Source organism: Streptomyces sp. NPDC058664 (assembly GCF_042716635.1).
In the GTDB taxonomy this organism is placed as follows: Bacteria; Actinomycetota; Actinomycetes; order Streptomycetales; family Streptomycetaceae; genus Streptomyces.
Genome location: NZ_JBHXRW010000004.1, coordinates 1 through 14867 on the forward strand (window position 1 = coordinate 1; position 14867 = coordinate 14867).

Consider the following 14867-nt stretch of genomic DNA (forward strand, 5'->3'; position numbering starts at 1 on the left):
TGTTTTTGTTTTATCCGAGCCCGCCCACCCCGCCGGGCGCCGCCCACCCGGCGGGGGGGACCACCCCCCCCGCGCCGGGGCGCGCGCCCCGGTGCGCGGGGCCCCCCGGCTGTTAGCGTTTTCGGGGGACAGGAACGCACGCGTGACACGCGTGAGCAGTGAGACGGGCAGCAGCACGGGAAAGGGCCGCAGTGACCACCGCCGAGCCGACACGCGCCGACCGCGCGGACCGCGCCGAGTCCGGATCCGACCGTGACGCGGACTCCGACTCCCACCCCGGGGCCGCCGGCAGCACCGGCTCAGGACCCGGGCCCGACGCGGACTCCGACGCCAGCATGTCTTCGCACTCGCGAATACTGCTCCCGGCGCAGCGGAGCGCCCCGGCGCCCATGACCGCGACACCGGTACGGACATCGACACCCCCGGCCCCCCGACGGAAGCGCCGCTACACGGTCATGGCGGCCACCGGACTCGCGGCCGTCACCCACATCCTCTGGTTCTTCTTCTTCGCGAACAGCGGCGGGGACCTGGCCGCGCAGGACGCGTGGGCGGAGTTCGTCGGACGGCACCCGGACTCGGCGTACAACCTGGCCTGGTACGGCGGGATGCACCCGGTCTCGTACAGCGTCGTGTCGCCGTACCTGATGTCGCTGCTCGGCGTGCGCAGCACGATGATGGTCGCCGGGACCCTGTCGGCCGCGCTGACCGCGCTGATCCTGGTGCGGGTGCCGACGGTCCGCAACCCGCTGGCGTGCGCGGTCGCGGGCGTCTTCGCCTTCCTGTGCAACGCGCTGTCCGGGCGGGTCACCTTCGGCCTCGGCATGATGTTCGCGCTCGGCGCGGTCGCCGCCGTCTTCTGCTGGCCCCACCGCTGGCGCCGCAAGCGCTGGGCCAAGGCCGCGGTGGCCGCCCCGCTCGCCGGCATCGCGACGGCGTGCAGCCCGGTCGCGGGCCTGTTCCTCGGGGTGGCGGCGGCGGCGCTCTTCCTCAACAAGCGGCGCCCCGGCGCGTACGCCCTCGGTCTGGCCCCGGTGGCCGTGGTCGCGCTCTCCTCCTGGCTCTTCCCCTTCTCCGGTACGCAGCCGATGGCCTTCGGCTCGACCGCGCTGCCGCTGACCTTCGGGGCACTGATCTTCCTGCTCGTGCCGGGGGACTGGCGCACGGTCCGCACCGCCGCTGCCGTCTACACGATCGGCACGTTCCTGACGTGGCTGATCGACTCGCAGATCGGCTCGAACATCTCGCGGCTCCCGATGCTCTTCGCCGGTGTCGTGCTGCTCGCGGCCCTGCCGTACACGGCGCCGCGCTCACGCCGCTGGTACGCGCTGCTGCTCGCCTTCGCCGGGCTGAACTTCTGGATCGGCTTCAAGGGCGTCGACGACGTGATCCGCACCGCGCCGGACGCCTCCTGGGCGCGCGAGCTCGCCCCGCTGGTCAACCAGCTCCAGGTGCGGGACGCGGGCAAGGCGCGGGTCGAGGTCGTACCGGCGTCCAGCCACCGCGAGTCGTCCGCGCTCAGCCCGTACATCAACCTGGCGCGGGGCTGGAACCGCCAGGCCGACATGGAGCGCAACCCCCTCTTCTACGACGACACCCTGAACGCCGTGAACTACCACGAGTGGCTCCACCGCTGGGCCGTCCACTACGTGGTGCTGCCCACCGGCGCCCCCGACTCGGGCGCCGAGCAGGAGGCGGAACTGATCGCCGAGGGCCTGCCGTACCTGGAGCAGGTCTGGTCGGACGCGAACTGGCGGCTGTACGCGGTCGAGAACCCGACCCCGCTCGCGGACCCGCCGGCCGAGGTGCGGAGTGCCGAGGAGAACGAGGTCGTGATCCAGGTCGACAAGCCCGGCCGGGTCCTCATCCGCGTCCCGTACTCGCCGTGGCTGGCCCTCATGGACGAGAACGGCGGCAAGATCGAAGCGCCGAAGGAGACGGAGGCCTCGAAGCTGGCCCGCGAGGAGTCGGACACGGAACTCCCCAAGGTCTTCGCCAACGAGGAGGGCTGTCTGTTCAAGGCGGAGGCGGACACGGAGGGCGACGAGTGGACCGAACTGCTCGCCCCGAAGGCCGGCGTCTACCGCCTGGCGGCCCCGTACAAGCTCTCGCGCGGTACGGCCTGCCCGGAGGAACTCCGCTGATACGGGCTACGGCCGCCGGTAGCCGGCGAGCATCCGCCGCATGCCGAAGGCGTGCCCGCCGCTGCTGATGACGAGGAGCCGGTAGAGGCGCCCCGCCGCACCGGGAAAGGCGGCCCGGGTCTCGGCCCGCAGCCGGGAGCGCCCGTCCGTCAGCTCCTCGATCCGGAAGACGAGCCCGTACGAGGAGAACCGGTGCCCGCCCCGCAGCGCCAACTCCCGCCCCGGTACGACCCCGGCGACCCGGAACCCGGGAAACTCCGACCCTTCGGCGAGCGGCCGCGGCCCGCCGGAACGACGAGGATCGGCCCGCACGAGCCGCGCGTACCGCGCCCCGGCCTCCCGGGAGAGCGACCGCTCCACCCGCACGAGCAACCGCTGCCACAGCTCCTCGGCTCCGGCATCGACGACGACGGCGTGCTCGTCGACGAACGGCAGCCCCCTCATGACGCGATCACCCCGCGAAACTACCCACCCCCCGCTCCCACCGACAAGCCACCCACAAACAGAACGAGGGCCCTCCCACCCCACGGCGGAAGGCCCCTCGCTGTCGACCGCTCCGTGCCCCCGGCAGGATTCGGACCCGCGACACCCGCTTGAGGCGTTCGACCCGGGCCCGCTGCGGCGGCTTTCGTCGATTGGTGCGACGGCCGGGCAGAGGTGCTGGTGTACGCACCCGTCCAGCGTCGTTGATGTCAGCCGCTGAGGTCGGCCCCCGCACGCGGTCTTTGCAGGGGGCGACGCTGTTGAGCGATTGGGGCTGTCCCTGGCATGGCGGAGGATGGTGCTCATGTGCGCTCTCTTCGACCCCCCTGAGCCTCGCCGCGTCTCGCCGGGCGAGTACCCAGTGTGGGACCAGGCTCTCGCCCTTCTGAACCGGGACCTAGCGGTGACGCTTCCCCAGCTGGAACCCCTGCAGCTGCTGGCCCTTCCGTCCTACGACGCGGATGAGCCGGAGAACGTCTACGTCGCCATGGCCAACGGCGAGTGGCACGGCAACCACTTGGACCCGAACTCACAGGACGGCCTTGCCTCTGCACTGGCGAGCGTCGCCGATGCCGCGCAGGAGACCGTCATGGAGCTTCTGTGGCAGGCGTGGCCCCTGTGCCCCGAGCATGGCCTGGGCATGCATCCAAGGGAGGACACGGAAGAGCGACTTTCCTGGTGGTGCGCGGGAGAACGGTTGCGCCGCGGCCCGGCTCATATCCACGCGGCCGTGGGCGCACTCGACGCTTTGGGAGCGTCGATCCGTACACGGTCTTGAGAACCGTCGTGGCAGCGATGTCACCGTGGGTTCAAATCCCACACCCACCGCAGGTGAACGGCCCCTGACCAGCCAGTCCGGTCGGGGGCCCGTCTCGTCCACGTGACTGCTAAATACCGTGTTTCCCCGCGGCTTCCCGACTGATCGGGCACGGTGGGGGCACGACAGGAACAAGATCGAGGGGGACGGGACGGATGAAGATCAGATAGCGCGTGCAGTTGCTCGGGGTATGCACCAGTACGAGGCGGATCAGAGAGCAGCCGAGAGGCGCCGGGTCCAGAAGCTGGGCATTTTCGTATTTATCGCCGCGCCGGTGGTAGGACTCCTGATCCTCGCGTCTTTCGGCAAGCTCGGCTGAACGACACGTTCCCAAGCCCCGACGAGACCGGTACCGGCGCGGAGCGACCACACCGGCCGACACCACATCGCGGCAGCAGCTGCTCCCCGCCCGCCCCTTCCCGGTGGTGCGGTCGCCTCACGCTCCCGTCATCCGTGACGGCGGGGGTACGGCGCCCCGCCCTCCTCAGGCCCGGGCGACGGGCCGCGCGCGCCGCGCCGTGCGCGGCGGGTGCCTCGATGAAGTAGGGAAACTCTTACCGCGCCGGCTGCTGGTGCTCGGCTCGGAACTGGTCGAGCAGGGTGAAGAACAGCTCGATGGCTGGGGTGCCGGTGGTCTCGGCTTCGTGCTCGATCTGCGTTGACCAGCGCAGCGCGCTTGCGCAGCCGTTGCGCTTGTTGAGCCAGGTTTCGAAAGGGGTGTTCCCGCCAGGAGTCCAGAAGGGAAAGTCCTCTTCGACGTCGTGCACCTCCCTGGCTATCCGGTACCCGAGGAGCATGGAGCTCAGGTGCGCCAGGGAGCCGCCGGGTACCCACATCCCGGGGCGGAGGCGGACCTGGTTCAGGAAGTCGTAGACGTTCTCGAACTCGTCCGTCTGCTTCGGCTTCGTCATGCGGGCTCTCCAGGAAGTGCTGACCGTCGCGGCTGCGGACGTGGGGCCTTCGCCGTCCAGAGCGTCGTAGAGGCGGCCCGGTCGTCCCTGACCGCTGTCGTTGAGGTCAGCCGTGGATGCAAAAGGGCACCTACCAAGATGGGTAGGTGCCCTTTTGTCTTGTGCCCCCGGCAGGATTCGAACCTGCGACACCCGCTTTAGGAGAGCGGTGCTCTATCCCCTGAGCTACGAAGGCGGGGATCTGTCGGGCAAACGTGTCCGAAACCGGTCCGAAGGTGGACCGGCTCCAGGTCACGGGGATCCCGGCAGTGTCGTGGCGATGCGGCCGGTGAAGGCTGCGTCACCGCCGCCAGTGTAGCGGGTGGTCCGGTGGCGGCAGGGGGCTCGTGGGGGAAGGTGTGCTTGATCGGGCCGGATGGGCGATGTGCCCGGTCGCTTCGCCCGCGTGAGCGGCCGCGGCGGCGGGCCGTGGGTGGGTTCTCGGCCGTCCCGGTAGGGATCCGGTCGGAAGCCGTTCTCGGACGGTCGTCGTGCGAAGTGTTCGCGGGGCGGCGAACCGGCCTTCCCCGCCGGAACCGTCACGGTGCTGCACGCGCCCGGCCGCACCGGTGGATCGGTGGCGGCGCCACCGTGCCCGGCATCCCCATGGTGCCGGGCTTCGCTTCGAGAGCCTTACAGGGGCTGGTCGGGCCAGTCCAGGAGGCGGGCGCCGACGACGGCGGTCTGGAGGGTGTAGCGCTGGACCGGGTCGCCGGGGTCCGCGCCGGTCAGGCGGTGGATGCGGTCGAGGCGGTACGTCATGGCCCGCACGCTGAGGCTGAGGCTGCGGGCCGCCTGGGCGGTGACGCAGCCCGTGTCGAAGTACGCGGTGAGGGTGTCGAGGAGGGGTTTCGCGCCGCCGCGGGCCTCCTTGAGCGGGCCGAGGACGGTGCGGACGAGGTCGGCCATGGCCTGCCGGTCGCGGGTGAGGACCGGGTAGACCAGGAGGTCGGCGGCGTGCAGGACGGGGTCGGTCAGGTTCATGCGGTCGGCGAGGTCGAGGGCGTTGAGGGCTTCCTCGTAGGAGTGGACGACACCGCCCGCGCCCGCGTGCGCGCGGCCGACGGCGACCCGGCCGCCGTCGGTCGCCGCGTACGCCTGCTTGGCGAAGTGGGTGAGCACGTCGGGCTCGTCGGCGGGCGCGACGCAGATCAGCCGGCCGTCCTTGGTGGTGAGCAGGATGCGGCGGTCACCGAAGCGGGCGACGAGCGAGGACTCGACGGTACGGGTGACGGCGTAGCCGTCGTCGTACGGTTCCGGTCCCTGGGCGACGGCCACCGCGTGGGCGTGGGACAGCAGCAGGCCGAAGCGTTCGGCGCGTTCCGCCAGGCGGCCGAGGTCGCTGCGGCCGTAGAGCAGGTCGTCGACGAACTCACGGCGCGCGGCCTCCTCCTGGCGTATCGCCAGGCGCTGGGCGCGTTCGTGGCCCTCGGCGAACGCGTCGACGGCCTGCTCGACGGCGGTCAGGAGGTGGTCGGCGGCGGTCCTCGAAAGCCCGGGGCGCACCCGCTCGGCGGCGGCCAGGTGGGCGCGGACGAGGACCCGCAGCCCCAGGCCGGTCTCCGCCGCCCGCTCCCCGCGGGAGCGCAGGGCCTCGCGTTCGTCGCGGGAGAGTCCGCGGCCGGTCGCGCACACGTCCGTCAGGATCGCGGCGTATCCGTCCAGGTGCTTCTCGACAGACTCCCTCTCCGTCATGGTCCCCCCGGGTTCTCGAAGCGTCTTCGGCGCCATCCTGGCGTGTTCTTGATGTGCGGACCAAGATCCGGGGCGATGCCGGCCCGCCGGGCCGGATGAGGGTGCGCCAGTGCGGTCCCTTCGGGAGCCCCGGAGGCGGGTGTGCGGCTTTTCGTGTCCGACCTGCGGTTCTTCCCGTCCGTCAGCTTGTTGCAAGGGCTCCTGCAGCAAGCTGACACCAAGTGCCGTGGAGTGGCCCCCGCCCCGCTGGCATTGTCTTTCTCAGCGGAAACGCAGAGGGAACACGGAAGCCGAACACAGGGGGAAACAGTGCGGATTCGAATCACTTCAGCGGCTGCGTGTCTGGCTCTGGCGATCACCGGTCCCGCTGTGGCGGCGGGCAGCGCGTCGGCCGCCGAGCAGGGCGAGGGGCACAGCGTCGGCCAGAGCGCCGACCGGCACGGCGGGCCGCAGTGGCCGGTGCCGGTGCCGCCGGAGGTCGGCGATCTGATCTGCGAGATCCAGGCGCACATCCCGAACTCGGTTCACATCCCGTATCCGGTTCACACCCCGCACCCGGTTCAGATCCCGCGCTGCAAGCCGGTCAACGGCTGGCAGTAGTTCCCGCCCCTTTCCACGACTGCTGATCCAGAGGGCGAGAGCAGAGATGGCCATGACCAGTCAGCTCCCAGACGTCAGGGAATTCCCAGAAAGTTCGGAGAACGTCCTCGAAGTCGTCGACCTACGGGTGAGATACGCCGACATCGAGGCGGTGGCGGGAATTTCCTTCTCCGTCGCTCCGGGCGAGATATTCGGTCTCCTCGGCCGTAACGGAGCCGGCAAGACCAGCACCATCTCGGCCATCGCGGGCCTTCGCCGGCCCGATGCGGGGCAGGTCCGCGTCCTCGGTGAGGACGCGCTCGTACGGACCGACCTCCTGCGGGCCTCCCTGGCCCTCCAGCCCCAGCAGGCGAGCCTCTTCCCGAGGCTGAAGGTGCGGGAGACCCTGGAGACCTGGGCCGCGCTGTACCCGGCGCCCCGGGACGTGGACGCCCTGCTCGACGAGATCGGCCTGGCCGAGAAGGCCGGGGCACGTTCCGCCCGGCTCTCCGGCGGCCAGCAGCAGCGGCTGCTGCTCGCCACGGCGCTGGTCGGCGACACCCCCGTGGTCGTCCTCGACGAACCCACCACCGGACTCGACCCGCACGCCCGGCACGCCGTCTGGGACCTGATCCGCAGGGCCCAGGCCGGCGGCACCACCTTCCTGCTCACCACCCACGCCATGGCCGAGGCCGAGGAGATGTGCGACCGGCTCGCCGTCATGCACGAGGGAAGGGTGGTGGCAGCCGGTTCTCCGGCGGAGCTGATCACCCGGTACGCGCCGGGCGGTGTCGTCTCCGTACGGACCGGACGGGCCGAGCTCGCCGACCAGGTGCGCGCACGTCACGGCGACGCCGTGACGGCCGTCGAGTCGGCCGGCCGCTCGGGCCGGACGCGGTTCGAGGTGACGGCGGAGGATCCGCACGCCACCGCCGCGTGGATCACCGGGCTCGATCCCGCGGCCGACGTCCGGCCGCGCCCCGCGACCTTGGAGGACGTGTTCCTCCGCCTCACCGGAACCTCGTTGGAAACGGCCTCGGAAACGGCCTCGGACATGACATCGGGCACGGCACCGGAACAGGAGGGCAGGCGATGAACCGCATCGGTCTCGACGCACCACCCGTGTCGACGACGCGCCAGTGGAAGGCGCTCTCCCGGGCCATGACCCGACAGCTCCTGCGCGATCCCGCGGCGCTCTTCTTCACCGTGGTCTTCCCGCTCCTCATGGCGGTGTTCTTCGTCGTCCTCATGCAACTCACCTGGGTACGGGGCCCCTTCGACCTCGCCGTCGTCGGCCCCGCCACCCAGGCGACCGCCCTGCAGGAGGCCCTCGGCGGCGGCAGCAGCGCCGTCGCCGTCGCCGAGGCCGGCCCACAGCCGGACAAGGCGGCGGTCATCGTCCCCGACGCGGCCTCCCGTACCCTGCGGATGGCCGTGGACCCGGAACAGCCGTCGGTGGTCGCCGCGGTGCGCGCCGCGCTGGACGACACCGGCTGGCGGGGCTGGGAGGTCACGGCCGTCGGCAGCGACGGGTCCGCGCTGTTCGACCCCATGGCCTTCGTGATCCCCGGCGTACTCGCCTTCGCGCTGCTCTCGCTCGCCCTGACCGGCACCGCCTCCGCCCTCGTCGCGATGCGGGCCAGCGGCACCCTGCGGCTGCTGTCGACGACACCGGCCCGGCGGCCCGCCGTCCTGCTCTCGCTCATCCCGGGCCGAGGCCTGCTGGCCCTGGCCGTGCTGGCCCTGATGGGAACGGGCGCCGTCGCCGGCGGACTGCTCGAGCCGGCCTCGATGCTGCGGCTGCTGCTGACCACGGCCATCGGCCTGGTGATGCTGCTCGCCCTGGGCTACCTGCTCGGCGGACTGCTGTCCTCGCCCGAGGTGACCAACGCGATCTCCGGGCTGCTCACCCCGGTCCTGCTGATGAGCACAGGACTGCTGTTCCCCCTCGAACTCCTCCCCGACTCGGTGGCCGGGCCGCTCTCCTGGACCCCGCTGGCGATGTTCGGAGACGCCCTGCGCCACGACGTGGTCGGCGGGATCACACGCCACGCCCTGTGGCTCGACTGGACAGTGATGGCGGCGACGGCCGCGGGGCTCACGGCCCTCGCGGCACGGACGTTCCGCTGGGACACGGAGCGTGCATGATGACCACACATACGACAGATATGACATACGCGGTGGGTGCGGCGGATGCGATGGATGCGACGCCTGCGACGCGTACGACGGCCGAGGTCGGGACCCGGACCGGGGCCGCCATGAGCGGAGACCGCGATCCCGCACACCCCGCCCTCCCCGACTCGCTCCTCCGCATCGGCCGGCTCGCCTCCTCCTACGGCCTGGTGAACCGGGTGACCCGGCTCCCCGTCGCCGAGGGCGAACCCGACTTCCCGATCTTCACGGCCTCGCTCGGCAACCCCGGCGAAGTCCTCAGCGAGCAGACCGGCTGGGAGCACAACCCCAGCTCCGGGAACTTCGACGGAGCCGGCGGTGACCTCGACCCGGAGCGCGCCGCGCACCTCGCGGTCGCCGAATCGCTGGAACGCTACTCCTCCTGCGCCCGGGACCCCGAGCAGATCGTCTGGGCGACCGCCGCCGAACTCGGCGAGGACGCCATCCCCAGCGACCGCTGGCCCCGGTGCTCGCCGACCGAACTGGCCGACCCCCGGAGCGGGCTCGTCCCCACCGACCCCGAAGGTCCGATGCGCTGGGTACGCGGCTGGTCCTTCACCCGCAACCGCCCGGTGTACGTGCCGGCCATGCAGGTCTGGCTGAAGAACCCGGTGGAGTCCATGGCGGAGCGCTACGTCCACCCGGTCTCGACCGGCTGTGCCGCACACTCCGATCCGGCCGCCGCCGTCGTCAACGGCATCCTGGAGATCGTCGAACGCGACGCCATCGCCCTGACCTGGCTCCAGCGGCTGCGGCTGCCCCGGTTGGACTTCGACCCGGCCGAACTGGCCCCGGAGTTCCGGGCCTTCGTGGAGCGGGGCAGCAGCGAACGGCTGCGGACCCAGCTGTACGACGCGACCACCGACCTCGGCATTCCGGTGATCTACGGGGTGCAGCTCGCCGACGACGACCGGGTCATCGCCCAGCTCGTCGCGGCGACGGCGGAGCTGGACCCCGGCAAGGGGATCGCCAAGCTCTACCGCGAGGCGTCCTCCCTGCGGATCGCGCTCCGTCACATGGCGCGGGCCGCCGCGAAGGACTCCACGGCCCCCGCGGCGGAGGAGGACATCGTCAGCGTCGTCGACGGCGCCCTGCTGTCCGGCCCGCTCTCCCAGCGGCACCGCTTCGACTTCCTGCTGGAGGGCGAACGCCCGGTGCACGGGCTGCGCGACCTTCCCAGGGCCCCGTCCGAGGAACCGCTGCCGGCCCTGGCCTGGCTGCTCGAACGGCTGCACGCCGCGGGCTGTGAGGTCGTCGCCGTCGACCTCACCACCGACGAGGCCGAGCAGGTCGGAGCCACCGTCGTACGGATGCTCGTCCCCCAGCTCATGCCGCTGTCCTTCGTGCACCGGGCCCGCTACCTGGCGCACCCCCGGCTCTACGCGGCGCCCGCCGCCATGGGCCATCCGGTGCGGGGCGAGGACGAGATCAACCCGCACCCCCAGCCCTTCGCCTGATGCCCGACCGGCCCGTCCGTCCGACCGGCCCGTCCGACTGGCCCCTCTGGTCAGCCTCTCCGACCGGCCCACTCGACCGGCCCACCCGACCGGCCCACCCGACCGGCCCACCCGACCGGCCTGGCCCACCAGTCTGCCCGACCGGTCCGTTCCACCCTTCCACCCGCCGTGAACGTCCGACGAGGAGTCCGAAGATGACCGACCCGCGCCTGCTGATCCTCACCGCGGGAGCGTTCGGCGCGGCCGTCGCCGAAGGGCTGGCCGCACGCTACGCCGGGTCCACCGTGCTCGACGTGAACCAGGGCACCCACCCCAGCCTGTGGCCCGACAGCGACCTGATCGTGCTGGCCACCGGACAGGGACGGGAAGTGCTGGCCGACATGGTCGACGCCAGCGCCCACTCCTGGAACCGGCCCTGGTTCCCCGTCCAGGCGGGCCCCCTCGACCTGCGGTGCGGACCGGTGGTCGTGCCCGGCCGCACCGCGTGCCACCGCTGCTACACCCGCCGCCGTGCACAGCACACCGCTCCGACGGCGGATCGGACCCGGGACGGCGGGGCCACCGCGCCCCCGGTCTCCGGACACGCCCCGCACCACGTCGCCATCGCCGTGGGACTCGCGGACCAGGCGGTGTGCGAGGCCCTGGCCGTACCCGGTGAGCCGGGCGCGGCGGAGGGCATCGGCGCCACCGTGCGGATCTTCGGGATCGTGGAGGGCGCCACCTCCAGCTCGGCGGTCGTCGCCGTCGACCGGTGCGCCCGCTGCCGGCCGGCCCGTACCCCCGAGAGCCGCCTGGCGCGGTTCGAGGCGATCGCGGCGGAGCTCGCGGCCCTCCCCGCCCTCCCCGCTCTTCCGGCCCTCCCGGGCCAGTGACCCCGACCCCGCGCACGAACCCGCACCGCACCCCGTACGACCCGCACCGCACTCCGTACGACCCGCACCGCACTCCGTACGACCCGCACCGCACCCCGTACGACCCGTGCGTCTCGCACGACCGGCGCGTCCCGCTCGTACGTCCCGAACCGGAAAGGAGGCCTCGATGCCGGACCACTCTGTGATCACCGCCGAAGCCATGGCCTCGGCCGCCCTGAACGACCCGCAGTTCCACGTCCCGGCGCGACCCAGGCTCCGGCGCGGGCTCTCCCTGCACCACACGCCCGAGGCCCTGGTCGTCGAAGGGACCCCCAAGAAGCAGCTGCTGCGCGGTGCCGCCGCCCGGGAACTGCTGCCCCGCATGCTCCCGCTGCTCGACGGCGGCCGCGGCCACGAGGACGTGGCCGACGCCCTGGGAATCCCGGTCGGCACCGTCTTCAAGGCCCTCTCCCTGCTGTGGACCTGCGGCCTGATCGAGGAGGCCGCGTCCCCGGCGGCGGCCTCCCGGGCGGCGGCGGTGCCCGACGCCCTCGCCGACTTCCTCTCCCGCATCGGCGACTCCACCGGGGCCAACCACGCCTGGGAGGAGGCCCTGGACCGGCTGGCCCGGGCCCGGGTCGAGGTCTTCGGCACCGGCACCCTGGCCGACGCCGCCCGCCGCCACCTCGCCGACTCCCTCGTGGAGACCGGATCCGGCACCGGCACCGAGCCGGCACCGGGCAGCACCCTCGTGGTCGCCGCCGGACTCGACCCGACCGCCTCGGCGGCGCTCGCCGCCTCCTGCGCCCTGGCCGGCGTCCCGCTGATCCGCCTCGCGCTCACCGGTCGCACCGCCCACCTCGGGCCGTACGTCGACCTCGCGTTCACCCCCTGTCTCGCCTGCCGCACCGCGGAGGACCCGCCGGACGACCGCCCGCCGCTGCCCGGCGACGCCGAACTGGCCGCCGCGCTCTTCGCCCGGGACCTGTTCGCGCTGCTCTCGCGGAGCACGCCAGGACCGCTGCCGTCCCAGTGGCGCACCGTCGACCTGTCCGACCTCTCGCAGGAGCGCCGCTCGGCCGCCACCCGGCCCGGCTGCCCGCACTGCTCGGCGGCGCCGGGCGACCCGGTCGCACCGCCGCTCGCCGCGCGCTACGAGGCCGCCATCGCCTTCCCGCCCCGGGAGTACGCCGACGGCAAGGCCCACCAGGCCCACTACAAGCCCTCGAACATCGCCCTGCAGAACGACGAGAAGACCTGGCCCGTCGCGGCGGCCGTGCCCCTCCCGGAGCCACCGCTCGAATCGCTGCGCGCCCCGTCGCCCGCCGCCCTCGACGACGGGACCACCGCCCTGCTCCTCGCCGTCACCGCGGGCCGCAGGGGTCTGCTGCCCGGCCGCGTGCAGCGGTGGACGGCGAGCGGCGGCAACATCGGCTCCGTCGTCGCCCACCTCGTGGTCCGCGACGTCCCCGGTCTGAAGCCCGGCGTCTACGGCTACGTGGCGTCCGAGCACCGGCTGGCCAGGCTCGCGGCCGACCCCGGCGCCGTCCCGGGTGAGGCACCTCTGACGGTCGTCCTCACCGGCGACTTCACCAAGGTCGCCAAGAAGTACGCGGCGTTCGCCCTGCGGATCGTCCTGCTCGACGCCGGCTGCGCCACCGCCACGCTCCGCGCCGCGGCGGCCGCGCTGGGCCTGCCGTTCGTGGTCCGCACCCGCTGGGACGACCTCGCGGTGGCCGCGGCCCTGGGGATCGACCCCGACCTGGAACCGATCACCACCCTCGTCGACCTGGGAGGAGCCCCGTGAGCGCCCCGCACGAACTGGCCATGGACATGCTGGCGTCCTTCCGGGAGCAGCGCGGAACCGGCGCCGCCACAGCACTCGCCGAACGCCGGACGCGCGTACGGGCCGAGCCCGCGCCCGTCCTGCCCGCACCGGACCCGGTGGCGCTCGGACCGGCCGTCAGGGTCGATCCGTACACGCACGGGACCGTGCCCCACGACCTCCTGACCACCTTGGAGAACCGGCGTTCACTGCGCGGCTTCTCCTCGGCGCCCCTGCCCGCCGGACTGCTGGCCGGCATCATGACCCGGGCCCTGGCGCAGGACGAGGCCACCGGGATCGCCGGGACCACCGGGCCCGACAGGACCGACGGGACCGACGCGGACTTCCCGCTCGAACTCACCGTCGTCGCCAGCCGGTTGACCGGGATCGCCCCCGCCGTCCACCGCTTCGACGCCGCGACGTCCTCCTTCACCCCGGTGATGGAACTGCCCACCGGAGCGGCCCGCTACGGACTGACGCTGCAGCCGGAGTTCTCCGACGCCGCCGCGATCGTCTCGATCGGGGTGCCGCTGGACGCCGCGGTCCACCGTCACGGCGGGCACGGCTACCGGCTGCTGCTCACCCGCGCCGGCTCCGCCGCGTACGCGATGTGGCTGGACGGCGTCGCCCACGGGCTGGTCGGCAGCGTCTTCGCCGGCTTCATACCGGCGGCCGTCCGCGGCCCCCTGCTCAGCGACGGAACGAGCCGCCAGCAGATCTTCGCGCTGGCCCTGGGCCTGCCGCCGGCCCCCTGAGACTTCCCGCCCCGACCGGGTGCGGGAGCCGTCACCCACCGCACGACACCTGAGGAGGTGCCTCACATGGAGGACATCGAACTGTACGCCGTCGACGCCGAGGAACTGGCGATCGAGGAGCTGCCCGAGGGCAACGCCCTCGCGAGCTGGGCGTCCGCCGGATCCGCCTCGACCGCGTCCTGCCCGGCGACGTCCGCGTCGTCCGTCAGCAGCGCGTCCACCTACGGGTGATCCGCAGCCCCCGGCCGGTCCGTCCGGCCGTCCGCACCGCACACCGGAAGGAGGTGAACACCATGGAGAACAACATCGAGCTCTACGTCATCGACGGTGACGAGCTGGCGATCGAGGAGCTTCCGGAGGGCAACGCCCTCGGCTGCTTCTTCTGCGCCGGATCCGCTTCGACCGCGTCCTGCCCCGGCTCGTCCGCGGCCACCGCGTCGTCCGCGTCGACCGTCGGCTGACCCCCGGTCATCCCGGTCGCTTCCGGTCCCCTTCGACCGGTGCGCAGTACCTCCACACGGCAGCACACAGACACACGGACACGCAGAAAGGATTTCTCGATGCAGGACTTCGACGACCTCGAACTGGACCTGTCCGCCGACGAGCTGGCCTCGGACGCGCTCGGCCTCGAGCCCCTGAAGGAGGGCGTCGCCCTCGGCACCTGGGCGACCGCCGGCACCGCTTCGACGGCCTCGTGCCCGACGAGCACCGCCTCCTCCTCCGCGAGCGCCTCCAGCTTCGGCTGAGCCCGCCCGCGGTACCCGCCGCACCACCACCACACCCACCCGAAAGGAAGTGAACGCCATGAACGAGAACCTCGACAACGAGCTCGAGCTGTGGTCGGAGTCCCTCGACCTGGAGGTCCTCCAGGACGCTGTGAGCCCCGGTTTCACCACCGCCTTCTGCGGCGCCTGCGCCGGCTCGGCCAGCTGCCCCGTCGGCTGCGTCGGCTCGATGAGCAGCGTCTCCAGCCAGGGCGGCTGATCAGCCCTGCGGATCCTGGGCCCCGGGGTGGTCCTAGTACCCCGGGGCCCAGGCCCCCAGCCCGGTCCGCTTTTCCCGGACCGGACTGCGTCAGACCAGACCAGATTAGAGCCAGGCGGCCCGGCGCGACAGCGGGCCGGCCGCCGCTGCGGAGGGAG

Annotated in this window: 15 protein-coding genes and 2 tRNA genes; 13 read left to right on the top strand and 4 right to left on the bottom strand. The window is 72.5% G+C overall.

The genetic code is table 11. The annotated features are described in order from the left end of the window. Positions 1–191: 191 nt before the first annotated feature. Positions 192–2141, top strand: coding sequence for an MFS transporter (locus tag ACFWUY_RS04605; RefSeq protein ID WP_384101940.1), 1950 nt, complete (start codon positions 192–194; stop codon positions 2139–2141). Between the two features lie 6 nt (positions 2142–2147). Here ACFWUY_RS04605 and ACFWUY_RS04610 read toward each other — a convergent pair whose 3' ends face one another. Then, positions 2148–2585, bottom strand: a complete 438-nt coding sequence (locus ACFWUY_RS04610) for a hypothetical protein (RefSeq protein ID WP_384101942.1) — start codon at positions 2583–2585, stop codon at positions 2148–2150. Between the two features lie 763 nt (positions 2586–3348). Here ACFWUY_RS04610 and ACFWUY_RS04615 point away from each other — a divergent pair. Beyond that, positions 3349–3454 (top strand) — tRNA-Ser (locus ACFWUY_RS04615). 541 nt (positions 3455–3995) lie between these two features. On the opposite strand, the gene ACFWUY_RS04620 is transcribed toward ACFWUY_RS04615, so the two are convergent. The 3 genes from ACFWUY_RS04620 to ACFWUY_RS04630 form a co-directional block, all read right to left on the bottom strand. Beyond that, on the bottom strand, positions 3996–4352 hold the full coding sequence (locus ACFWUY_RS04620; RefSeq protein ID WP_384101944.1) for a hypothetical protein: 357 nt from the start codon (positions 4350–4352) through the stop codon (positions 3996–3998). A gap of 162 nt (positions 4353–4514) precedes the next feature. After that, positions 4515–4587 (bottom strand) — tRNA-Arg (locus ACFWUY_RS04625). Between the two features lie 437 nt (positions 4588–5024). Then, entirely contained in the window at positions 5025–6086 is a 1062-nt protein-coding gene (locus tag ACFWUY_RS04630; RefSeq protein WP_384101946.1) for a PucR family transcriptional regulator, read from the bottom strand. A 141-nt stretch (positions 6087–6227) separates the two neighbouring features. Here ACFWUY_RS04630 and ACFWUY_RS04635 point away from each other — a divergent pair, with 141 nt between their 5' ends. From ACFWUY_RS04635 to ACFWUY_RS04685, 11 genes are all read left to right on the top strand, one after another. Then, positions 6228–6686: a hypothetical protein gene (locus ACFWUY_RS04635; RefSeq protein ID WP_384101948.1), complete on the top strand. Its 459-nt coding sequence runs from the start codon at positions 6228–6230 to the stop codon at positions 6684–6686. Between the two features lie 52 nt (positions 6687–6738). Then, positions 6739–7761 carry an ABC transporter ATP-binding protein gene (locus ACFWUY_RS04640; protein WP_384101950.1) on the top strand — a complete coding sequence of 341 codons (1023 nt, stop codon included), beginning with the start codon at positions 6739–6741 and terminating at the stop codon, positions 7759–7761. Beyond that, on the top strand, positions 7758–8813 hold the full coding sequence (locus ACFWUY_RS04645; protein WP_384101952.1) for an ABC transporter permease: 1056 nt from the start codon (positions 7758–7760) through the stop codon (positions 8811–8813). Before ACFWUY_RS04640 ends, ACFWUY_RS04645 begins: the two co-directional genes overlap by 4 nt. A 110-nt stretch (positions 8814–8923) precedes the next feature. After that, positions 8924–10294, top strand: a complete 1371-nt coding sequence (locus tag ACFWUY_RS04650; protein ID WP_384101954.1) for a YcaO-like family protein — start codon at positions 8924–8926, stop codon at positions 10292–10294. A 194-nt stretch (positions 10295–10488) separates the two neighbouring features. Then, the gene (locus tag ACFWUY_RS04655; protein WP_384101956.1) at positions 10489–11166 is read left to right on the top strand and encodes a TOMM precursor leader peptide-binding protein; all 678 of its coding nucleotides are present in this window, start codon (positions 10489–10491) and stop codon (positions 11164–11166) included. Positions 11167–11332: 166 nt separating this feature from the next. Beyond that, positions 11333–12952 carry a nitroreductase family protein gene (locus ACFWUY_RS04660; protein ID WP_384101958.1) on the top strand — a complete coding sequence of 540 codons (1620 nt, stop codon included), beginning with the start codon at positions 11333–11335 and terminating at the stop codon, positions 12950–12952. Next, positions 12949–13725: a hypothetical protein gene (locus tag ACFWUY_RS04665; RefSeq protein ID WP_384101960.1), complete on the top strand. Its 777-nt coding sequence runs from the start codon at positions 12949–12951 to the stop codon at positions 13723–13725. Before ACFWUY_RS04660 ends, ACFWUY_RS04665 begins: the two co-directional genes overlap by 4 nt. Positions 13726–13791: 66 nt before the next feature. Continuing rightward, positions 13792–13956 carry a thiocillin family RiPP gene (locus ACFWUY_RS04670; protein WP_107105427.1) on the top strand — a complete coding sequence of 55 codons (165 nt, stop codon included), beginning with the start codon at positions 13792–13794 and terminating at the stop codon, positions 13954–13956. Positions 13957–14018: 62 nt separating this feature from the next. After that, entirely contained in the window at positions 14019–14186 is a 168-nt protein-coding gene (locus ACFWUY_RS04675; RefSeq protein WP_384101963.1) for a thiocillin family RiPP, read from the top strand. Positions 14187–14285: 99 nt separating this feature from the next. Continuing rightward, the gene (locus tag ACFWUY_RS04680) at positions 14286–14471 is read left to right on the top strand and encodes a thiocillin family RiPP (protein ID WP_260615470.1); all 186 of its coding nucleotides are present in this window, start codon (positions 14286–14288) and stop codon (positions 14469–14471) included. A gap of 58 nt (positions 14472–14529) precedes the next feature. After that, positions 14530–14709, top strand: a complete 180-nt coding sequence (locus ACFWUY_RS04685) for a thiocillin family RiPP (RefSeq protein WP_055642953.1) — start codon at positions 14530–14532, stop codon at positions 14707–14709. Positions 14710–14867: the final 158 nt, after the last annotated feature.